This is a genomic window from Amycolatopsis sp. FDAARGOS 1241, from assembly GCF_016889705.1.
Classification (GTDB): domain Bacteria; phylum Actinomycetota; class Actinomycetes; order Mycobacteriales; family Pseudonocardiaceae; genus Amycolatopsis.
Genome location: NZ_CP069526.1, coordinates 5,865,693 through 5,883,955, shown reverse-complemented (window position 1 = coordinate 5,883,955; position 18,263 = coordinate 5,865,693). Strand labels below are relative to the sequence as shown.

At 71.1% G+C, this 18,263-nt stretch carries 20 protein-coding genes and 1 pseudogene; 13 read left to right on the top strand and 8 right to left on the bottom strand.

Going from position 1 to position 18,263, the window contains the following annotated elements:
• Positions 1 to 16 precede the first annotated feature (16 nt).
• Positions 17 to 748, top strand: coding sequence for a TetR family transcriptional regulator (locus I6J71_RS28915; protein WP_204089758.1), 732 nt, complete (start codon positions 17 to 19; stop codon positions 746 to 748).
• A gap of 32 nt (positions 749 to 780) precedes the next feature.
• Here the strand turns inward: I6J71_RS28915 and I6J71_RS28910 are convergent, their stop codons facing one another.
• Positions 781 to 1,398 (bottom strand): hypothetical protein, encoded by a 618-nt coding sequence (locus I6J71_RS28910; RefSeq protein WP_204089757.1) that lies wholly within the window; start codon positions 1,396 to 1,398, stop codon positions 781 to 783.
• A gap of 58 nt (positions 1,399 to 1,456) precedes the next feature.
• On the opposite strand from I6J71_RS28910, the gene I6J71_RS28905 reads away from it, so the two are divergent.
• Both I6J71_RS28905 and I6J71_RS28900 read left to right on the top strand, forming a co-directional pair.
• Positions 1,457 to 1,816, top strand: a complete 360-nt coding sequence (locus I6J71_RS28905) for a DUF488 domain-containing protein (protein WP_204089756.1) — start codon at positions 1,457 to 1,459, stop codon at positions 1,814 to 1,816.
• A gap of 351 nt (positions 1,817 to 2,167) precedes the next feature.
• Positions 2,168 to 2,488 (top strand): hypothetical protein, encoded by a 321-nt coding sequence (locus tag I6J71_RS28900; protein WP_204089755.1) that lies wholly within the window; start codon positions 2,168 to 2,170, stop codon positions 2,486 to 2,488.
• A 480-nt stretch (positions 2,489 to 2,968) separates the two neighbouring features.
• On the opposite strand, the pseudogene I6J71_RS28895 reads toward I6J71_RS28900, so the two are convergent.
• Both I6J71_RS28895 and I6J71_RS28890 read right to left on the bottom strand, forming a co-directional pair.
• Positions 2,969 to 3,460, bottom strand: a pseudogene (locus I6J71_RS28895) (M4 family metallopeptidase); the annotation flags it as partial.
• Positions 3,461 to 3,586: 126 nt separating this feature from the next.
• On the bottom strand, positions 3,587 to 4,024 hold the full coding sequence (locus I6J71_RS28890; RefSeq protein ID WP_204089753.1) for a hypothetical protein: 438 nt from the start codon (positions 4,022 to 4,024) through the stop codon (positions 3,587 to 3,589).
• A 202-nt stretch (positions 4,025 to 4,226) separates the two neighbouring features.
• On the opposite strand from I6J71_RS28890, the gene I6J71_RS28885 reads away from it, so the two are divergent.
• Positions 4,227 to 4,526 carry a hypothetical protein gene (locus tag I6J71_RS28885; protein WP_204089752.1) on the top strand — a complete coding sequence of 100 codons (300 nt, stop codon included), beginning with the start codon at positions 4,227 to 4,229 and terminating at the stop codon, positions 4,524 to 4,526.
• Positions 4,527 to 4,556: 30 nt separating this feature from the next.
• On the opposite strand, the gene I6J71_RS28880 is transcribed toward I6J71_RS28885, so the two are convergent.
• Together I6J71_RS28880 and I6J71_RS28875 are read right to left on the bottom strand one after the other, a co-directional pair.
• The gene (locus I6J71_RS28880; protein WP_204089751.1) at positions 4,557 to 8,471 is read right to left on the bottom strand and encodes an ABC transporter ATP-binding protein; all 3,915 of its coding nucleotides are present in this window, start codon (positions 8,469 to 8,471) and stop codon (positions 4,557 to 4,559) included.
• The gene (locus tag I6J71_RS28875) at positions 8,468 to 8,917 is read right to left on the bottom strand and encodes a MarR family winged helix-turn-helix transcriptional regulator (protein ID WP_204089750.1); all 450 of its coding nucleotides are present in this window, start codon (positions 8,915 to 8,917) and stop codon (positions 8,468 to 8,470) included. Before I6J71_RS28875 ends, I6J71_RS28880 begins: the two co-directional genes overlap by 4 nt.
• A 152-nt stretch (positions 8,918 to 9,069) precedes the next feature.
• Here I6J71_RS28875 and I6J71_RS28870 point away from each other — a divergent pair, with 152 nt between their 5' ends.
• Positions 9,070 to 10,584: a long-chain fatty acid--CoA ligase gene (locus tag I6J71_RS28870; RefSeq protein WP_204089749.1), complete on the top strand. Its 1,515-nt coding sequence runs from the start codon at positions 9,070 to 9,072 to the stop codon at positions 10,582 to 10,584.
• A 124-nt stretch (positions 10,585 to 10,708) separates the two neighbouring features.
• Positions 10,709 to 11,275: a hypothetical protein gene (locus I6J71_RS28865; protein ID WP_204089748.1), complete on the top strand. Its 567-nt coding sequence runs from the start codon at positions 10,709 to 10,711 to the stop codon at positions 11,273 to 11,275.
• On the opposite strand, the gene I6J71_RS51170 is transcribed toward I6J71_RS28865, so the two are convergent.
• From I6J71_RS51170 to I6J71_RS28850, 3 genes are all read right to left on the bottom strand, one after another.
• On the bottom strand, positions 11,163 to 11,924 hold the full coding sequence (locus tag I6J71_RS51170; RefSeq protein ID WP_370542232.1) for a redoxin domain-containing protein: 762 nt from the start codon (positions 11,922 to 11,924) through the stop codon (positions 11,163 to 11,165). The genes I6J71_RS28865 and I6J71_RS51170 overlap by 113 nt on opposite strands.
• A gap of 246 nt (positions 11,925 to 12,170) precedes the next feature.
• Positions 12,171 to 12,428, bottom strand: a complete 258-nt coding sequence (locus I6J71_RS28855) for a hypothetical protein (protein WP_204089746.1) — start codon at positions 12,426 to 12,428, stop codon at positions 12,171 to 12,173.
• Positions 12,429 to 12,838: 410 nt separating this feature from the next.
• On the bottom strand, positions 12,839 to 13,408 hold the full coding sequence (locus I6J71_RS28850; RefSeq protein ID WP_204089745.1) for an ABATE domain-containing protein: 570 nt from the start codon (positions 13,406 to 13,408) through the stop codon (positions 12,839 to 12,841).
• Positions 13,409 to 13,688: 280 nt separating this feature from the next.
• On the opposite strand from I6J71_RS28850, the gene I6J71_RS28845 reads away from it, so the two are divergent.
• The 7 genes from I6J71_RS28845 (at position 13,689) to I6J71_RS28815 (ending at position 18,218) form a co-directional block, all read left to right on the top strand.
• Complete coding sequence (locus tag I6J71_RS28845) at positions 13,689 to 14,150, top strand: DUF664 domain-containing protein (protein WP_204089744.1); 462 nt, start codon at positions 13,689 to 13,691, stop codon at positions 14,148 to 14,150.
• Positions 14,151 to 14,185: 35 nt separating this feature from the next.
• Positions 14,186 to 14,698 (top strand): Ohr family peroxiredoxin, encoded by a 513-nt coding sequence (locus I6J71_RS28840; protein ID WP_204089743.1) that lies wholly within the window; start codon positions 14,186 to 14,188, stop codon positions 14,696 to 14,698.
• 314 nt (positions 14,699 to 15,012) lie between these two features.
• On the top strand, positions 15,013 to 15,948 hold the full coding sequence (locus I6J71_RS28835) for a polysaccharide deacetylase family protein (RefSeq protein WP_204089742.1): 936 nt from the start codon (positions 15,013 to 15,015) through the stop codon (positions 15,946 to 15,948).
• A gap of 50 nt (positions 15,949 to 15,998) precedes the next feature.
• A complete protein-coding gene (locus I6J71_RS28830) occupies positions 15,999 to 16,853 on the top strand; it encodes an alpha/beta fold hydrolase (protein WP_204089741.1) in 855 nt (284 codons plus the stop codon).
• 96 nt (positions 16,854 to 16,949) lie between these two features.
• A complete protein-coding gene (locus I6J71_RS28825) occupies positions 16,950 to 17,372 on the top strand; it encodes a hypothetical protein (RefSeq protein ID WP_204089740.1) in 423 nt (140 codons plus the stop codon).
• A complete protein-coding gene (locus I6J71_RS28820; RefSeq protein ID WP_204089739.1) occupies positions 17,341 to 18,027 on the top strand; it encodes a hypothetical protein in 687 nt (228 codons plus the stop codon). The genes I6J71_RS28825 and I6J71_RS28820 overlap by 32 nt, the downstream gene beginning before the upstream one ends.
• Positions 18,024 to 18,218 (top strand): hypothetical protein, encoded by a 195-nt coding sequence (locus I6J71_RS28815; RefSeq protein WP_204089738.1) that lies wholly within the window; start codon positions 18,024 to 18,026, stop codon positions 18,216 to 18,218. The genes I6J71_RS28820 and I6J71_RS28815 overlap by 4 nt, the downstream gene beginning before the upstream one ends.
• Positions 18,219 to 18,263 lie beyond the last annotated feature (45 nt).

The following is an 18,263-nucleotide window of genomic DNA, read 5'->3' as shown; positions in this document are numbered from 1 at the left end:
GCTACCGTCTGCGGACATGACGGAATCGCCGCGCCGCGCGCCGGCCACCCGGGTCGGGGCGACGCCCGCCGGTCGACGGCAGCTGCGCCGGGCGCTGTCCTCGGCGGCGGTGGACCTGTTCACGGCCAACGGGTACGAGACGACGACCGTCGACGAGATCGCCGCGGCCGCGGGCGTCGGGCGCCGCACGTTCTTCCGGTACTTCGACACCAAGGACGACGTTCTCTTCGCCAACCACGACGAGATCGTCACCGAGATGGAGCAGGCCTTCGAGAACGCCGACCCGGCGCGCGACCCCGTCGAGGTGGCCTGCGAGACGGTCAGCCTCGTGCTGGACTACTACGCCGCCGATCTCGACGTTTCGCTCAAGCGCTTCACGCTGACGCGCACCGTGCCTTCGTTGCGGGACAAGGAAGTCGCGACGGTCGACCGCTACCAGCGTGTGCTCGCCCGCTACCTGCAGGGCCGCTTCGCGGAGCGGGGGGAGGTGACGGCGAGCCTGCGCGCGGCCGTCGCCGCCGCGGCGATCGCGGCGGCCAACAACCACGTGCTGCGACGCTGGCTGCGCAGCGGCGGCAAAGACGACATCGCGGCGAGCGCCGCGCGGGCGTTCGCCCTGGTCCGGGAGGCTTTCCGGCCGGTGAAGGCGGACGGTGAGACCACGGTCGTCGCCGTGTTGAACACCGCCGCGCCGCTGCCGGAGGTCATGGCTCGGCTCAGTGCCGTCTTCCCGGAGAACGAGGTTTAAGTGCACTCAGTGCCACAAGGTGAATCCGCAGGTCATCGTCGGGCGGACGGGTCGATCTGCACGGCGTACCCGCCCCGCAGCACGGCGAGCGTCGACGGCGGTGTGATCACCTGGGCGGTCCCCTCGCGCGGGAGCCGGTGGTGGATGCCGTAGCCGCTCGTGGTCCACTCGGTCAGCTCGCCGTCGACGACCACTGCCGGAACGTCGTCGAGCAGCACGAACGCGCCGTCCGGCAGGTCGCGCCAGGCCATCGGGTGCAGCCGGCGCCGACGCCCGGCCAGGCGTTCGGTGTGCAACTGCCGGTTCACCGCCCGCGCCGACGGCGGCGGGACATCGAGGACGCGGGCCCAGGTGTCGCGGTAGCGCACGTAGTCCGCCCGGCGGCACTCGCCGCACGGACGGTGTCCCGCCGCGAACGAAACGGCTTCGTCGTGGAAGAACAGGTGCGTGTACCGCCGGGGTAGCCACTGCTCCCGCCACCGCCCGCGAAACTCCAGGCGGCACGTGAGCCACAGGTCGCTCGCGTGGGTGCGGACGATCTCCCGTCCCGAGTGGAGGACACCGCGGTTGCCGGTCCACGCGCCGCGCAGCGGGATCGCGACGATCTCGCCCAGCGGCGTCACGCGGTTCCGCGCCGGCGAGCTATCCACAGTGGACTCCCGGGTGGTCGAGGTGGACCCAGGCCCGCGCTGGGGTGACAATGGCCACATGGTCCGCATCGCCCGCGTCTACGACCCCGCCGGCCCCGACGACGGCACCCGCGTGCTCGTCGATCGCGTCTGGCCGCGCGGCCTGGCCAAGGCGAAGGCCGCCCTGGACGACTGGTGCAAGGCGGTCGCGCCCTCCACCGAGCTGCGCAAGTGGTACGGCCACGACCCCGCCCGGTTCGCCGAGTTCAGCCGCCGCTACCACGCGGAGCTCTCCGAGCCCGGCCCCGCCGCCGACGCCCTCGCCGACCTCCGCGCGCTCGCCGCGAAGGGCCCGCTCACGCTGCTCACCGCGACGAAAGCCCTGGACATCAGCCAGGCGGCGGTGCTCGCCGAGCTGTTGAACACCAAGAAACGCTGATCAGACGTCGCGACCTGAACAGGCGATGTTCGGTTGCGCTCGTGTCCGGTTGTTACGTCGTCGGTGGGGTGGGGGTTCGGCACCGCAGTGGTGGTGGCCGTTTCGCTGAACGGCGCCAAGTGCTGGGCGAGTATTGCGATCTGGACGTGCGGTGTTGGGTTGTGTTCGCGTGTGGTCGTCACGGTGCCGGCCGGGTGGGCGTTCGGCATCATCGCTGCTGTGTTGCGCGCCGTTTCGTTGAGCGGCGCCAGGTGCTGGGCCGGTGTCATGACTTGAACAGGCGATGATCGGTTGTGCTCGTGCCCGGTTGTTACGTCGTCGGCTGGGTGGGCGTTCGGCACCATCGCGGCTGTGTTGCCAGCTGAATCGCTGGGCGGTGGCATATGGGCTGGCGTCGCGATCTGGACGTGCGGTGGTGGGTTGCGCTCGTGTCCCGTCGTCACGGCGCAGGTTGGCTGGCGGTTCGGCACCATCACGGTGCTGCCTGCCGAATCGCTGAACGGTGGCAAGCACTGGTCGGGTGTTGCAGTTTGGACGCGTGGTGATGGGTTCCGTTCGTGTTCGGTCGCCGCTGGGTCGGTTTGGTGGGCATTCGGCACCATCGCGGTGGTGGCGGTATCGCTGAACGGCGGCGCCCGCGAAGTGAACCGCGAGATGGAATTGCGGGGGTGATCCTCATTCGGGGCCGGCCGCTGCGGGGTCGACCGGTTGGGCGTTCGGCAGTGTCGCGGTGGTCGCGGCTGAGCTGTTGAGCGGTGGGATGGATCGAACAGGTGTTGTGTGCTGGACGCACGGTGTTGGGTTGCGCTCGTGATCCGGTGCCGCGGGGTCGATTGCGTGTGTGATCGGCACCGTCGCGGCGGTGCTTGCCGAACTGGTGAGTGGTGAGGGGCGTGGAGGGGGTGTCGCGATCTGGACGGGTGATGTTGGGTTGCGCGCGGAGGACGTTGCTGTGCGGTCGGGCGGGTGGGGGTTCGGCACCGCAATGGCGGTGCTCGCCGGATGTGTGGTGGGGCATTCGCACCGCCTCCTGGTGGAACCGTCACGACGATCGTCACAGAAGGCGGCGCAGAGCGCTGGCAGGTTTGCGACACGAGAAGCCGCTGCCGGCGCCCCGGGGTGGGTGCAGGCAGCGGCCGAGACGGGTGAAATCTACGAGGCCAGGTTCAGCTGCGTGGCCTTGACCGCGTTGGCGACCTGCGTGCAGGCCGCCGTGGTGGTGCCGGCGCCGCCGGTGCGGGCGTTGGTGGCGCAGGCGGAGTTGAGGGCCGTCCCGACGTCGCGGAAGGTGGATGTCGGGCGGAGGAGGTTTTCGACCTTCCACCAGAGCGCGATGGCCTTGTCTTCGCCGAGGCCGCGGACCGTCTGGCCGTTGAAGGTGGCGCCGTCGGTGATGAGGTAGTCGGTTTTGTCGACGACGCCCGCTTCGATGTGGGGGTCGCCGTTCGCGCCGACCCAGTACTGGCCGTTGACGCGGTCCGGGCTGGGGCCCTCGCCGGAGTTCGGCGGGTTCTTCAGGTCGCGCACCTGCCCGATCGACGAACCCGCGCCCCTCAGCCAGCGGTTCGCGTCCTGCACGTTGGCGTCCCCCGCCTTGATGGCGATGAACTGGCCCATGACGTCGGACATACCCTCGTTCAGGGCGCCCGTAGCCGTTGCCCAGCTGCGACGTGTGCTGCGTGACGCCGTGGGTGAGCTCGTGGCCGGTGATGTCCATCGTGGTCACGCCCTCGCCGAAGGCCACCGCTCGCCTTCCCAGAACGCGTTGGCCTACGGGCACTGCGTGTGCCGCCGACCGTCCGATTCGGTCTCGACCTCGTACGTCCGCACGGTGCCGCGCAGCGCCTTGCCCTTGCCGTCGCGGTAGTCGGCGTCGATGTTGTTCGTCAGGTCGTAGGAGGCGTAGCGCGAGTAGAAGTCCTGCGCCTTGCCGAAGAAGTCGTAGACGCTGTTCACGTCCGCCATCGACATCGCGGCCTGGCCCTCGCTGCGGGTCGCGCTGAAGGCGGTGCCGATGCCGCGGCGCAAATCCGCCAGCCTGGCGACGTCGAGGTCCACGACCTTGCGGTTCGCGTCGCACACGACGCGGTTGGTGGCGGCCTTCGTCTCACCCCAGAGCTGCAGCACCTGGCCGCTGTCGGCGCCGACGACGACCGGCCACGTGTCCTCGGGGTCCACACCGGACACCGGCACGGAGTAGGCCGGCACTGCGGTGGCGCTCGCGCCGTCGCCACCGAGGCCCGCGTCCTACCAGTACGCCTTCCCGGCGCCCGTCTTCAGCTCCGCCAGGGCGAACGCCGCCCGGCGCTGCGGCCGGACAGGTTGTTCAGCCGTGATGAGTGCGACGTTCGCTGTCACCTCGGAGGATTGGGACGGGCCATTCCACCGGGTCCGGACTTCGGTCCTCGACGTGACCTTCGTGATCGGCGGCGGCGAACGGCCGGAGACGGTCGAGAACGTCGAAGCCGAGGTTCGCTTGCCCGACGGTTCCCGCTGGAGCGCGACGATCTTCACCGTCGCCGAGGTGCAATGCCTCCTGACACGCTGGGCCGGCACCGGCAAGTACGGCCGGGGTAGCTACTTCTGTTATTCGGACAGTCTGATCGTCCGCGATCCCGGAGTGACCGGCCTGACCCGAGCGCTCGCCGAGCTGCACCGCAACGACGAGCTGCGCCCCGCTCCGCACCGCCTCGACGAGGCGGACGAGTAGCCCGGAGCACGTCGCTCGCCGAACGAGGCCCTACGAACGCTGTCCCGACAGCAGCTCGAACGCCTCCCACATCCCGGCGTAGCGCCCGCCGCGGGTGAGCAGTTCGTCGTGGCTGCCTATTTCGGCGATGCGGCCGCGGTCGAGCACCACGATGCGGTCGGCCGTCTGCGCGGTCTGCAGGCGGTGGGCGATGACGATCGTCGTGCGGCCGCGGGACAGGGTGCGCATCGCGTCGGCGACGTGGGCTTCGGCGGCGAGGTCGAGGTTGGAGGTCGCCTCGTCGAGCAGGAGGATCGCCGGGTCCACGAGCTGGGCACGGGCGAGTGCGAGCAGCTGGCGCTGCCCGGCCGAGAGCGAGCGGCCGCGTTCGGCGATCTCGTGCAGGTACCCGCCGGGCAGCGCGGCCACGAACTCGTGCGCCCCGACCGCGCGGGCGGCGGCCTCGACTTCGGCGTCGGTGGCGTCCGCCCGGCCGTACGCGATGTTGTCGCGCACGGTGCCGGTGAACAGGAACGCCTCCTGCGGCACGTACCCGAGCGCGCGCCGGTAGGCGGCGAGGTCGAGCGTGCGCAGGTCGAGGCCGTCGACGCGGACGCTGCCGTGGTCGGGGTCGTAGAAGCGGGCGAGCAGCTTCAGCACGGTCGATTTGCCCGCGCCCGTCTCGCCGACCAGCGCCACGGTCTCACCGGCCGCGATCGTCAGGTCGATCTCGCGCAGCGCCTCCGGTGGTTTGACGGCGACCTGCGAACCGGCGACCAGCCGCGGGTCGGCCGGGCCGCGGCGTTCCGCGAGCGGCCGCGGCGGCGCCGGGTAGGCGAACCGCACACCGGTGAAGGCGACCTCGCCGCGCAGCCGGCCCGGGTCGACGGGGTCCGCGGCGGGCGGGGTGAGCGTCTCGAGCCGCATCAGGTCGGCGATACGGCTCACCGACACGCGCGTCTGCAGCCAGGAGTCGAACACCTGCGACAGCTGCTGGATGGGGGAGAAGAACAGGTCGATGTACAGGATGAACGCGATCAGCGCGCCCGGGGTCAGGCGCCCGGTGTGGATCATCCCGGCGCCGACGCCGAGCACGATCGCGTCGGCGCCCGCGGAGAGGAACTGCACGAACGGGAAGTACGTCGCGGCCAGGCGCTGCGCGGAGTAGCGCGCGTCGAGGTAGTCGCGGCCGAGGCGGCGGAACCGGCGGATCGTCTCGCCCTCGTGCGCGAACGCCTGCGATTCGCGCACGCCGGAAAGGCTCTCCTGGAAGTCGGCGTTGACGATGGCCACGCGGTCGCGCGCCACGTCGTAGAGCTTCGCGGCGCGCCGGCGGAAGATCACCGTGCCGATCGCCAGCGGCACCACGACGGTGAGCGTGCACAGGCCCAGCAGCGGGTTGACCACCACGAGCGTGACCCCGACCCCGGCGAAGGTGACGAACGCGACCAGTGCCGAGAGCAGCCCGTTCTGGATGAGCGATTCGAACTGGTCGACGTCGGTGGTCATGCGCGTCATGATCCGGCCGGCCATCTCGCGCTCGTAGTAGTCGAGCGAAAGCCGTTGCAGCTGCGCCCAGATCCGGATCCGCAACGACAGCATCACGCGTTGCGCGGTCCGGCCGGTGACGAACGTCTGGGCCATCTCGTCGAGGAACGCCACCAGTGTGATCAGCAGGAACAGCCCCGCCGCACCGAACAGCACGGCTTGCGAGCCCCGCAGCACCCCGTCGTCGACGCCGCTCTTGACGAACACCGGCCCGATCACCGACGCGACGGCGTCGATCACCACCAGCAGCAACCCGAACAGCAGTGGCCGGCGGAACTCGCGCAGCAGCGTGCCCAGTGAGAACGACCGGTCCTGGCGCGATTCAGCCGCGAGGTCCACCTTCGCGAAGTCCCGCACCGGTTTCAGTTCGTCGACGCGCGCGAGCAGCTGCGGCGTCGGCGGCAGCGCGGCTCGCCAGCTGCCGCCGCCGGACCCGCCGAGGCCGCCGCCGAGCCCCGGGGCGCGCGTCGCGAACCGCTGCCGGTTGCGGTGGCCGTCGCCCTGCTCGCCCCGCCACGCCGACGCGGTGGTGCCGGTTTCGGTGAGCGCTTCGATGCGGTCGCCGACTCGTTCGGCGGCTTCTTCCTCGAGGCCGGTGAGCAGGGTGCGGTAGAGCGCGCTGCGCTCGAGCAGCTCCTCGTGGGTGCCCTGGTCGGCGACGACGCCGCCGTCGAGGACCACCACGCGGTCGGCCAGGTGCAGGGTCGAACGGCGGTGGGCGACGAGCAGCGTCGTGCGCCCGGCCAGCACTTCGCGCAGGGACGCGTTGATCGACTCCTCGGTGTTGGCGTCGACGGCGCTGGTGGCGTCGTCGAGCACGAGCACCCGGGGGTCGGTGAGGATGGCGCGGGCGAGCGCGATGCGCTGGCGCTGCCCGCCCGAGAGCGAGAGCCCGCGCTCGCCGACCACGGTTTCGTACCCCTGCGGCAGGGCGCGGATGAAGCCGTCGGCTTCGGCGACCTTGGCCGCGGCCAGGATCTCCTCGTCGGTGGCGCCGGGTCTGCCGTAGGCGATGTTGGCGCGGATGGTGTCGGAGAACAGGAAGCTCTCTTCGAACACCACGCCGACCTGCGAGCGCAGCGACCGCAGGCGCACCGTGCGCAGGTCGTGACCGTCGAGCAGCACGGCGCCGCAATCCGGGTCGTGGAAGCGCGATACGAGCGTGGTCGCGGTGGTCTTGCCGCTGCCGCTGGGCCCGATGAGCGCGACCCGTTCGCCCGCGGCGATCTGCAGGTCGAAGCCGCGCAGCAGCGGCGCGTCCGCCGAGTATCCGAAGTGGACATCCTTGAAGGTCAGCTCACCGCGCGCGGGTGGCAGGTCGACGGCGTCGGGCGCGTCGGCGATGGCGGGCTCGAGGTCGAGCAGCTGGAAGATCCGCTCCACGCCCGCGCGGGCCTGCTGGCCGATCGCGAGCACGCCGGCGAGCTGGCGCGCCGGGGCCATGAGCTGGCCGACGTAGGTGGAGAAGGCGAGGAACGTGCCGAGGCTGAGCCCGTGGTGCAGTGCGAGCCAGCCGCCGAGCACGAGGATCGCGACCTGCCCGAGCGCGGGGATCGCCTGCAGCAGCGGCTGGTAGCGCGACTGCAGCCGCACGGCCCGCAGCTGCCGGCCGTAGAGGTCACCCGCGGTGTCGGCCAGCCGGGTGAGCTCGCGGCCTTCCTGGCCGAAGGCCTTGACCACGCGCACGCCGTTGACGTCCTCGTCGACGATCTGCACCACGTCGCCTTCGCGCTGCTGCGCGTCCCAGGTCGCGGGGAAGATCCGGCGGCGCATCCGGTACGACACGGCGAGCAGTCCGGGCACCACGACGAGGCTGACGAGCGCGAGCACCGGCGACAGCACCAGCATCACGCCCAGCGAGAGCAAGACCAGCAGGATGTTGCCGCTCATGATCGGCAGGAGGCTGAGCAGGCCCTGCACGAGCGCGGAATCGGACGTCGCGCGAGACACGACCTGGCCCGTCGGCATGCGGTCGAGGGCGGCGAAGTCGAGGCGCTGCAGGTGCGCCTGGATGTCGTTGCGCAGGTCGTACTGCACCGCGAGCGCGACCCGCCCGCCCCGGTAGCGCCGCTGGTAGGCGAACAGGAACGCCGCGGCCGACAGCACGAGCAGCGCGACGAGCCACGGCCACAACGACGCCGACCCGCTGAGGATCACCCCGTCGACGATCTGCCGTTCGAGCAGCGGCACCACGGTCTGGCACGCGCTGCCGAGCACGGCCGCGCCGAACGCGATCAACAGCTCCCGGCGATGCCGCAGGACGTAACCGCCGAGGCGGCGCAGCCAGCGCGAGTTCTCCTCTTCGGCGCGCTTGCCTCGAGGGGCGGGGTGGGATGGTGTGGGGTCTGATGGTGCGGTGCCGTGCTGGTCCTGGGTCGCGAGTCGTCCGTTGCCGGTCGGTGGCTCCGCGGCGGTCACTTGGTCTCGGCCATCCGCTCCGCCATGACCTCGTCGATGGCCGTGTCGAGCCAGCTCAAGGCTTCGAGGACGCGCTCGGGGTCGGGTGTGCGAGCGACCAGGGCCGTGATCCGCGCGATCATCTCGCCCTCCGTCGCGGCGAGCAGGCGTTCGCCCTCCGGGGTGAGGGAAAGCGCGGTGGCGCGGTGGTCGGCGTCGACGCCGCCGCGGACGACGAGGCCGCGTCTGGTGAGGGCGTCGACCGCGGCGCTGATGGCCGGGCGGCCGAGCGCGAGCCGCCGTGCGACCCGCGAAGCGCGTTCGTCGCCCGACGCGATCGCCGACAGCACGCGGTAGTGCGCGAGGTTCAGCTCACCCGACGAGCGCTCCAGCAGCCGCGAGGCGCGGGCGAGCGCGCGGACCGCGCCGAGCGCGGAGTGCTCGCGGGTTTCTCCGGAAGAGGGCATGATCCGACTGTAACCCCTATTTGTTCGATCGTCGAACTAGCGCGGGTCAGTGAACCGAACATGATTCGGTAATCTGGCGTCGACCGGACTGGGGTCGACAACGAAGTGCACCGTTCGCGCAGGTCGCGAGCAGAACGAGGTTCGGAGGTAGCGTGAGCTTCAACCTGGCCACGATCCTGCGGGAGTCCGCTCTCGCTCAGCCGGAAAAGGACTTTCTCCGTTTTCCGGGCGGAATCCACTCCTACGCCGAGGTCGACGAGCTGTCCGGCCGGGTCGCGACCGCGTTGCGGCAGCGCGGGCTGGCCCCGGGCGACAAGGTCGCGGTGCAGCTGCCGAACGTGCCCGAGTTCGTGTTCGCGTACTTCGGGATCCTCAAGGCCGGGCTCGTGATGGTGCCGCTGAACCCCCTGCTCAAGGCCGGCGAGATCGCCTACCACCTCGCCGATTCCGACGCGCGCCTGCTGATCGCCGGCGCCGCCGTGGTCGACGAAGCGGCGAAAGCGCTCACGGAGGTTCCCGCGGTGTCCGCGGTCGTGGCCGGTGACCTCGACGGCTGGCCCGCCGGTACGGTGCCGTTCGCGCGGCTGCTCGACGCGCCCGACGACGGCGACCTGTACCCGGGTGCGGCCGACGACACCGGAGTGCTGCTCTACACGAGCGGGACCACCGGCCGTCCTAAAGGCGCTGAGCTGTCCCATTTCTCGCTGTACATGACGTGCACGATCGGCGGCCAGACCTTCGGCGCCGAACCCGACGACGTGGTGCTCGCCGTGCTGCCGTTCTTCCACGTTTACGGCCTCTCCAGCATCCTCAACTCCGCCGCCCGCCACAGCCGCACGGTGTCGGTCGTCCCGCGGTTCGAACCACAGGCCGTGCTGGCGGCGATCGAGCGCGACCGCGTGACGATCATGGCCGGCGTGCCCACGATGTACCACGCGCTCGCGGTCGCGGACAGTTCCGGCTACGACACGAGCAGCCTGCGCATCGGCAGCTCGGGCGGTGCCGCGATCCCGGAGCAGGTGCTGGGGACGTTCGAGGAGAAGTACGGCATCCCGGTCCTGGAAGGCTACGGCCTCTCGGAGTCGGCGTCGACGACCACCGTGAACCCGGGCGCCGCCAACCGGAAGGTGCTCTCCATCGGCAAGCCTATCTGGGGGGTGCAGCTGCGGATCGTCGACGGCGCCGACCGGCCGCTGCCGCCCGGTCCGGACCACGTCGGCGAGATCGTGCTGCGCGGGCACAACATCACCAAGGGCTACTACAAGCGCCCCGCCGAAACGGCCGAAGCCTTCCGCGGCGGCTGGTTCCACACCGGCGACCTCGGCTACGTCGACGACGACGGGTTCGTGTTCGTCGTCGACCGCAAGAAGGACCTGGTGATCCGCGGCGGGTACAACGTCTACCCTCGTGAGGTCGAGGAACTTCTCTACCGCCACCCCGCGATCGCCGAGGCGGCCGTGATCGGTGAGCCGGACGACCGCCTGGGCGAGGAGATCGTCGCGGTGGTCTCGCTGAAACCGGGTGCCGCGGCCGAGCCCGAGGAAATCGTCGCGTGGGCCAAGGAGCGGATCGCCGCGTACAAGTACCCGCGGCGGGTGCGGATCGTGCCGGAGCTGCCGAAGGGGCCGACCGGGAAGATCACGAAGCTGCCGTTGCGGGGGCAGTGAGCGTCCACTGTGGCCTGGCAACCGCCGGCCGCCAAAACCACTTGAGCGCGGCCATAGCATGAACAGAGTCCAGGGCTACTGGTCGAAGGAGCCGCCCGTGCCATTCACCGATTCGAGCAAACCCGTGCCCGCGGAGCTGAGGACTGAGGAGTTCGCCTTGCGTCCGATCGTGGTCGGCGACACGGAGATGGACTATGCGGCCGTGATGGAAACGCGTGAACACCTGCGGTTGTGGCGGCAGTCGACGTGGCCCGAGGACGACTTCACGGTGGAGGCGAACCGGAAAGACCTCATCGACCTCGAACAACGTCACGCTGCGCAGCGTGCGTACACGTACACGGTGCTCGACCCCGCCGGCACCACTTGCTTGGGCTGCGTCTACGTCTTCCCCACGAACGCCACGTTCCTCGCGAAATCCACGGTGACGCCAGTCGGCGACGACGAGTGGGCGGACGTCGACGCCGTCGTCTTCTTCTGGGCTCGTCTTTCCCGGATGGTGAGCGGTATGGACGAGCGTCTTCTTGCGGCGCTCCGTGGGTGGTTCAAGGATGAATGGAAGCTCGACAGGACCGTCTACGTCACGAGTGAGCCGTTCGCACAGCAAGTGGATCTGCTGAACCGCACCGACCTGAAGCTGAAGTTCGAACTGCTCGAGCCCGGCAAGCCGAGAAAGCGCCTCGTCTTCGGCTGAGGGGCCGAACGTATCGCGGATTGGCTCGTCCACTGTGGCCAGTCGAAGGTGGAGTCGTACGCCTGGAGGCCGGGAGGGTCGTGCCGGTGCCGGCCAGGACGAGGTGCACGGTGCGGGCCGTGGAAGTCCGGGCGCAGCCGCGCCCCGGCCGGCGGTGAGGTACTCGGGTGCCGCCGTCCACGTGCCGTCGAGGGCGAAGAGAGGGGGCGTTCTTCGGTCCGAGATCGGTCTCGGGGCTCGTGGGCTCCGCCGGGGTCGTGTCGGGGACGTCGGTGGGCGCGGGCTGCGGGCCGGAGCCGGCGTCGGTGAGCAGCTGCCGCAGCTGCTGCTCGGTGTTCGCGGAGGAGCCTTCGCCGAAGTGGGAGCCGCGGACCTGCCCCGACGCGTCGACGACAGAGGAGGCGGGCCAGTACTGGTTGCCGTAGGCCTGCCAGGTGGCGTAGTCGTTGTCGATGGCCACGGGGTAGTCGACGCCCAGGCCCTTGGTCTGGTCGGCCACGTTCGCGGCCTCGTGCTCGAACGCGAATTCCGGATTGTGCACGCCGAGCACGACGAGACCGGAGTCGGGGTAGGCGTGGTACCAGCTCTCGTAGTGGGGCAGGGCGCGGCGGCAGCTCAGGCAGCTGTAGGTCCAGAACGTGACCAGCACGACCTTTCCGCACAGGCTCGCGATCGTCAGCGGCCGGCCGCCGGGGGTGTTGAGCCACGCCACGATGCCAGTCGGCTCGGGTGCGCCGGTGAGCTGCCGCCGACGCGCCGCTTTCGAACTTCTGCCTCAGCGCGGCGGCGTAGTCCGGCGCTGCAGCCCGGCTGTGAGGTCGAACGTCGTCGCGGCCGCCGGCGCGAGCAGCGCGACGCCGGTGGTCACGCGGATCGCGCGGGCCCGGGCGCGCAGCTACCGCCCCCGGCGCGTCACCTGGTCGCCCGCCACGGCGATCACGAGCAGCGGGATCCCGGCGCCGAACGCCGCCGTGGGGACCAGTGCGCCGAACCCGATCCGGTGCGTCGCACCGAGCACGGCGATCGTCGCCAGCACAGGTCCCGCGCACGGCACGTGGACTAGAGCGAGCGCGAGGTCCCACGACGAACCCGCTGCGGTCCGGGTCCGTCGCGCGCCCGCGCAGCCGCGTGAACGGCCGCTCCAGCGGCTCACCGAACCGTGGCACGAGCAAGCCGAGGCCGAGTAGGGCCAGCGCGGCAATGCCGGCGTTGCGCACCAGGTCCTGCTGCAAGCCGAATGCGCTCAGCAGCAGCGAGCCGAACAGCATCGCACCGCTGAAGCTCAGCACGAGCCCCGCCACCATCCGCGCCGGCCGTCGCGTCCCGGCCGTCAGCACGACCGGCAGCACGCACGGCGAAATGCTCGTGACCACGCCCGCGAGCAGGCCGGACAGTACCAGCGTGAGCCTGGAATTCTCCCCGCGCAATCCTGCGGGGAGATTAGCGCACCTTCGAGCCTGATCGTAACCTGTCAGAGTGGTTACTAATTTCTTGCGGTAGGCGCCACGGAAACGGCCGGCTAAGGCGAACCTTCGCCGGCCGGTGCCGGGGGACGGGGAGCCGTCAGGCTTGCCGCGCGGGGGCCAGGGGCGGGTTGCCACGTCGGCGGGCGCGGTAGGCGGCGGCCTTCATCTTGTTGCCGCAGGTCGCCATGGCGCACCACTCGCGGCGGGAGCCGCGGGAGTGGTCGAGGTAGACCTGGGTGCACTCGGGGCGGCCGCACTCCTTGAGCAGGTCCGCGTCGGGGCCGCCGAGGATCTCGACGGCGGCGCGGGCCACGGACGACAGCGCTTGCGCCGGCGTGGCTTCCAGGTGACGCCCATCGGCCGACAGTTGGGTGACGACCGGTGGCCGCGCGGCGAACTCGTTGACCACGGTCAGCGCGCCGACGTCGGCGTCGTGGTGGGTGAGCCGGGCCGCGACCAGCGCGTAGATCGCTTCACGCAGCTCGAGGGCGGCGGCGAGGTCAGGCAGCCGGCTGCCCGGGTCGGTGTCGGTGACGCCGGACTCGCGGAACCACGCGTCGAGGCTGCGGGGTGAGCCCAGCTTCTCCAGGGGTTCGGCGTTGCGGCGGGCGCGCAGGGTCCCGACGAAGTCGAGCGCCGGGTTTCCGCAGGGGAAGGCGTGTTCCATGGGCACCAGTCTGACAGGTGACGAATCGACGTGCAACGCCGTCATAAACTTTTGTCGGTAGGATTCGTCACCGTCTTGACTGGTGATGAATAGGCGTGCGAGAGTTTCGGCATCGATACGGCAGGCCCCGGGAAACGGCGGCCCCGCAAGTTGCGAAAGGCCGCACTCTCATGGATCCGACCATCACGCTGTTGCTCGTCCTGCGGAACCTGCTTGCCACGATGGGTGCCCTCGCCGGCACCACGGCCGTGCTCCCGGGCCTGGCGGCGGGGGAGCACCGGTGATCACCCCCGGCCAGTACCTGCACGTCGCCACCCGCGCCCTCGCCGGCATGGCGGCCATCGTCGAGCACCTCGGCGACGACCTGGCCGGCGTCGGCCTCGACGTGCCCGGCGCCAACAGCGCGTACGCCGTGCTCAACCACTGCCTCGGCGCCACTGCCTACTGGGCCGGCGAAATCGTCGCCGGCCGCCCGGCCCACCGCGACCGCGACGCCGAATTCGCCGCGTCCGGCCCGGTCGCCGCGCTGCTGGCTCGCACGCGCAAGATCGCGGACCAGCTGAAGAAGGACGTCGCCCGCGCCGATCCGAAGACGCCGGTCCCGGCCGCGCTCGAGGACCTCGGCGACCCGCTCGACGCCGGCGGCGCGCTGCGGCACCTGTGCGCCGCCCTCGTCCAGCACCACGGCCAGCTCGAAATCCTGCGCGACGTCCTGCCGGCGCAAGCCCGCACCGTCGCCTGAGAAACCCCGGAGTTCCGTTGAGAAAGGACACTGTCATGACTGAAACCACCTACACCGCAGTCGTCACCGCCACCGGCGAAGGCCGCAACGGCGGGCGCGCGGTCGCCGAAGACGGTTCACTGGACGTCACCCTCGCCGTCCCCAAGGAGCTCGGTGGCAACGGCGGCGCGACCAACCCCGCGCAGCTGCTCGGCGCCGGCTGGGCCTCGTGCTTCCTCGGGGCGGTGAAGATCGTTGCGGCGCAACGGAAGGTGAAGATCGAGGACCTCGCCGTCGTCGCCGACATCACGCTCCACAACGCTTCCGCCGACTTCTGGCTCAGCGCGGCCCTGCACCTGGAGGTGTCCGGCGTGGACCAGAAGACCACCGAAGAGCTCGGCGCCGCCGCGCACCGGATCTGCCCCTACTCGAAGGCGACCCGCGGCAACGTCGAGGTCACCATCGACGCGACCGTCGCCCGACGACGCCTCCGGACGACGGGGACGGACACCATGAGCTCCCGGCGGGCATTCGGGAGGGCCGTGGGCGCGGGGGCCATCGCCGCCTGACGCCCGGCCCTCGGTGGCCCGGCCGTGGCCGCCGCGCCGGCATCCCCAGCGAGGGGAACCGGTGCGGCACCGGGCCTGAGCACGGCGCGCACCGGCCTGCTTCACGTCGCCTGCCACGAGCTGGGCCCGGCGCGCGGCGCCGAGGACCGCGAAGCCCATCTGCGGGCGGGGTGCGCGGGCAGATCGAGCTGCGCGGCGACGAGTTGCTCGCCGTTCCGCCGAAGAGCACGCCGGCCGGGGGCCCGGGGGACTGCCGCCGCACTGAGCCGGTGCCCGGGCTGCCGGGACGCGACGGCCGTGCCACCCTGGGGTGCGTGCCCGAACCCCGTGACCCGGCTGCCACGTCCCCGCGAGACTTCGTCGGCTACGGCCGGTACCCGCCGCGCGTGCGCTGGCCCGGCGACGCGAAGGTCGTGGTCAACGTCGTCGTGAACTACGAAGAGGGGGCCGAGTACTCGATCCCCGACGGTGACGGCCGCAACGACGGCTGGGGTGAGTACGCCTACGAGGTCGGCCCCGAGGTCCGCGACCTCGGCACCGAAACGCACTACGAGTTCGGCAGCCGCGTCGGGATCTGGCGCCTCGCGCGGATCTTCGACCGCTACTCGGTGCCGGTCAGCGTCGGCGCGTGCGCGGTCGCGCTCGAGCGCAACCCCGCCGTGGCCGGGTGGATCCGGGAACGCGGCCACGACGTGATCGGCCACGGCTACCGCTGGCTCGATTACGCGCGGATGCCGGTCGACGAGGAACGCGACGACCTGCACCGCGCGATCGAGTCGCTGGAGCGCACGACCGGGCAGCGCCCGCGCGGCTGGTACGTGCGGTCGTTCGCCAGCGAGCACACGCTCGACCTGCTCGTCGAAGCCGGGGGGTTCCTCTACGATTCCGATCCCTGCAACGACGAACTGCCGTATTTCTCGCCGTCGGGACTGCTGATCGTGCCGTATTCCAAGGTGTACAACGACACCCGCTACCTGCTGAGCCCCACCTACGGGTCGCCGGCGCAGTTCTTCGACAGCCTGCGCCTCGGCCTCGACTACCTCTGCGAGGAAGCCGACGACGGGTTCGGCGCGCGGATGATGACCGTCGGCCTGCACCCCCGGTGGAGCGGTCAGGCGAACCGGGCGTCGGCCGTGCGGGATTTCGTCCGGTACGCCGCGAAAAAGCCCGGTGTGCGGTTCGTGCGGCGGCTCGACATCGCGCAGTGGTGGCTCGACCACCACGAGGAGTGGGCGCCGATCGGCCCCTGACCGTCCACAGTGGTCCTGGGAGCACCCGGCCGCGCTACCGTGGAGTGGTGGTGGGCGACGTGCGGACGCTGTCGGTGCCCGTCGACGGCGGCGAGCTGGAGGTGGAGGTCGTGCGGGCGGCCTCGCCGCCAGTGCTCGCCGTGCACGGCATCACGAGCAACCGCAAGTTGTGGAACTGGCTACGGGCCGGGGCGCCCGACCTGTCGCTGGTGATGCCGGACCTGCGCGGGCGTGCGGGCAGCTTCGGCGTCGCGGGCACCTCGTCGCTGCGCCAGCACGGCGAGGACCTGATCCGCGTGCTCGACGCGCTGGGGCACGACGTCGTCGACGTGTGCGGGATGTCGATGGGCGCGTTCGTCGCGGTGGAACTTGCGACGCGGCGACCGGACCGGGTGCGCGGGCTCGTGCTGGTCGACGGCGGGCTCCCGATGATCATGCCGCCCCGGCTCACGCCGGCGGGGGTGCCGAAGGCGTTCGCCCGGCAGCTCGCGCGCGTCTCCCGCCGCTGGACCGGCGTCGACGAGTACCTCGCCTACTTCACACACATCAACCCGCTGCTCGACGCGCGTGACCCGTTGCTGCGCGACTGCCTGGAGCACGACCTGATCGACGGCCGCGTGATGCTGAGCCGGACCGCCGTGATCGCCGACGCCACCGACGTGTTCTTCGGCGAGACGCACTGGCGCGACATCGGGGTGCCGACGGAACTGGTGTGCGCGCAGTGGAGCGCGGGGGAGGGCGCGCCGCCTGCCTACAGCGACGAAGCGCTGGAGTCCTTCCGCGCCGACCTGCCCACGCTGCGCCGCCCGCGCCGCGTGTCGGGCGCCGACCACGCGGCGACGATCATGACGCACTCCGGCGCGGCCGTCGTCGGCGTCGCCGTGCGGGACCTCCTCACTCGATAGAGCCGTCGGCTTGTCGATTGTGTCACCGTGCGCTTGCCAATTATGACAACTGTCATAATTCTCGGATGGTCGACGTATCCGACCGAGGAGCTGCCCGTGCCCGGCGGACCCTGGCTCTTCGACCGGATCGCACACGGTGTGCGCCTCGCGGGCACGACCCTCGACGACGTCCTCCACGGGCCGGAAGCCGTGAATGCGCAGGTCCTCGCCGTGGCCGGCTGCTACGAGGACAGGACATTCCGCCGGCGGGACGAGTTCGGCGACCGGTACGTCGAGGAGTACACCACGCTGGTGCGCGGGCGCCGGATGTTCGGGACCGCGACGTCCCACCACGACGACAGTGGGGAGACCGACGAGCTTGGGGTAAACCACCGGCCGTTGACCTCTGCCCTGACGCCGGCCGGTCTGGTCGGCGGTGAAGCGGCGCCCGGCCGGGCCCTTTCCCGCCTGCCTGAACCTTCGTCCAATCCGAGAGAGGACTTCCGCGATGGCCCGCCTCCAGCTGACCGACTTCGGTGACCCGATCTCCTCCGTCCGCCTCGACGACACTCCGCCGCCCGCGCCCGGCCCGGACGAGGTTGCCGTGGAGATGCTCGCCACTCCCCTGAACCCGGCGGACTTCCTGCTGATGCGCGGGCTCTACGGCGTCCGTCCGGAGCTGCCGGCGCCGCTGGGCGCGGAGGGCGTGGGCCGCGTCGTCGACGGTGCTCCCGCGCTGGCCGGCCGCCGGGTGCTGATCATGCCCGGCCTGGAGCAGGGCCTGTGGGCCGACCGCGTCGTGCTGCCGCGCCACCGCGTCCTGCCCGTCGGTGACGACGTCGACCTGCACCAGCTGTCGATGCTCGCCCTCAACCCCGCCACGGCCCAGCTGCTGCTGAGCCAGTACGCGGCTTCCCTGGCGCCGGGGTCGTGGCTCGCCCAGACCGCGGCGAACTCCGCGATGGGCCGCTACCTCAACGCGTTCGCCCACCGGCAAGGCCTGCGCACCCTGAACGTCGTGCGCCGCGCCTCGGCCGTCGACCTGGTCCTCGCCGCGGGCGGTGACCAGCTCGTGGTTTCCGACGACACCCTGCGGGCGTCGGTGAAGAAGGCCCTGGCCGGCGAGCGGCTCTCCCTCGTCCTGGACGCCACCGGCGGCCCGGTCGTCAAGGAACTCGCCCGCGCCGGCTGGTGAACTGGTTCCGGCGCGCCTCGGCCGGCGAAGTGGCGGCCTTGTACGGCGAACTCGCCGGCCTCGTCGCCGAGGGCACGCTCACCGCGCCGGTCGAAGCCACCTACGCCCTGGCCGACTACGAAAAGGCCTTCGCCCACTCCCTCGAACCCGGCCGCAGCGGGAAGATCCTCTTCACCTTCGGCGGAGAATGAGCGACGCGGGGTTTCCCGTCCGGCCCGGGGCGGGCACGCTGGAGG

Excerpts from the sequence above, each read along its gene's own strand:
- I6J71_RS28840 (WP_204089743.1), top strand. The coding sequence starts at position 14,186 with ATGACTGAAACCACCTACACCGCAGTCGTCACCGCCACCGGCGAAGGC.
- I6J71_RS28905 (WP_204089756.1), top strand. The coding sequence starts at position 1,457 with ATGGTCCGCATCGCCCGCGTCTACGACCCCGCCGGCCCCGACGACGGC.
- I6J71_RS28915 (WP_204089758.1), top strand. The coding sequence starts at position 17 with ATGACGGAATCGCCGCGCCGCGCGCCGGCCACCCGGGTCGGGGCGACG.
- I6J71_RS28850 (WP_204089745.1), bottom strand. The coding sequence starts at position 13,408 with ATGGAACACGCCTTCCCCTGCGGAAACCCGGCGCTCGACTTCGTCGGG.
- I6J71_RS28820 (WP_204089739.1), top strand. The coding sequence starts at position 17,341 with ATGGCCCGCCTCCAGCTGACCGACTTCGGTGACCCGATCTCCTCCGTC.
- I6J71_RS28875 (WP_204089750.1), bottom strand. The coding sequence starts at position 8,917 with ATGCCCTCTTCCGGAGAAACCCGCGAGCACTCCGCGCTCGGCGCGGTC.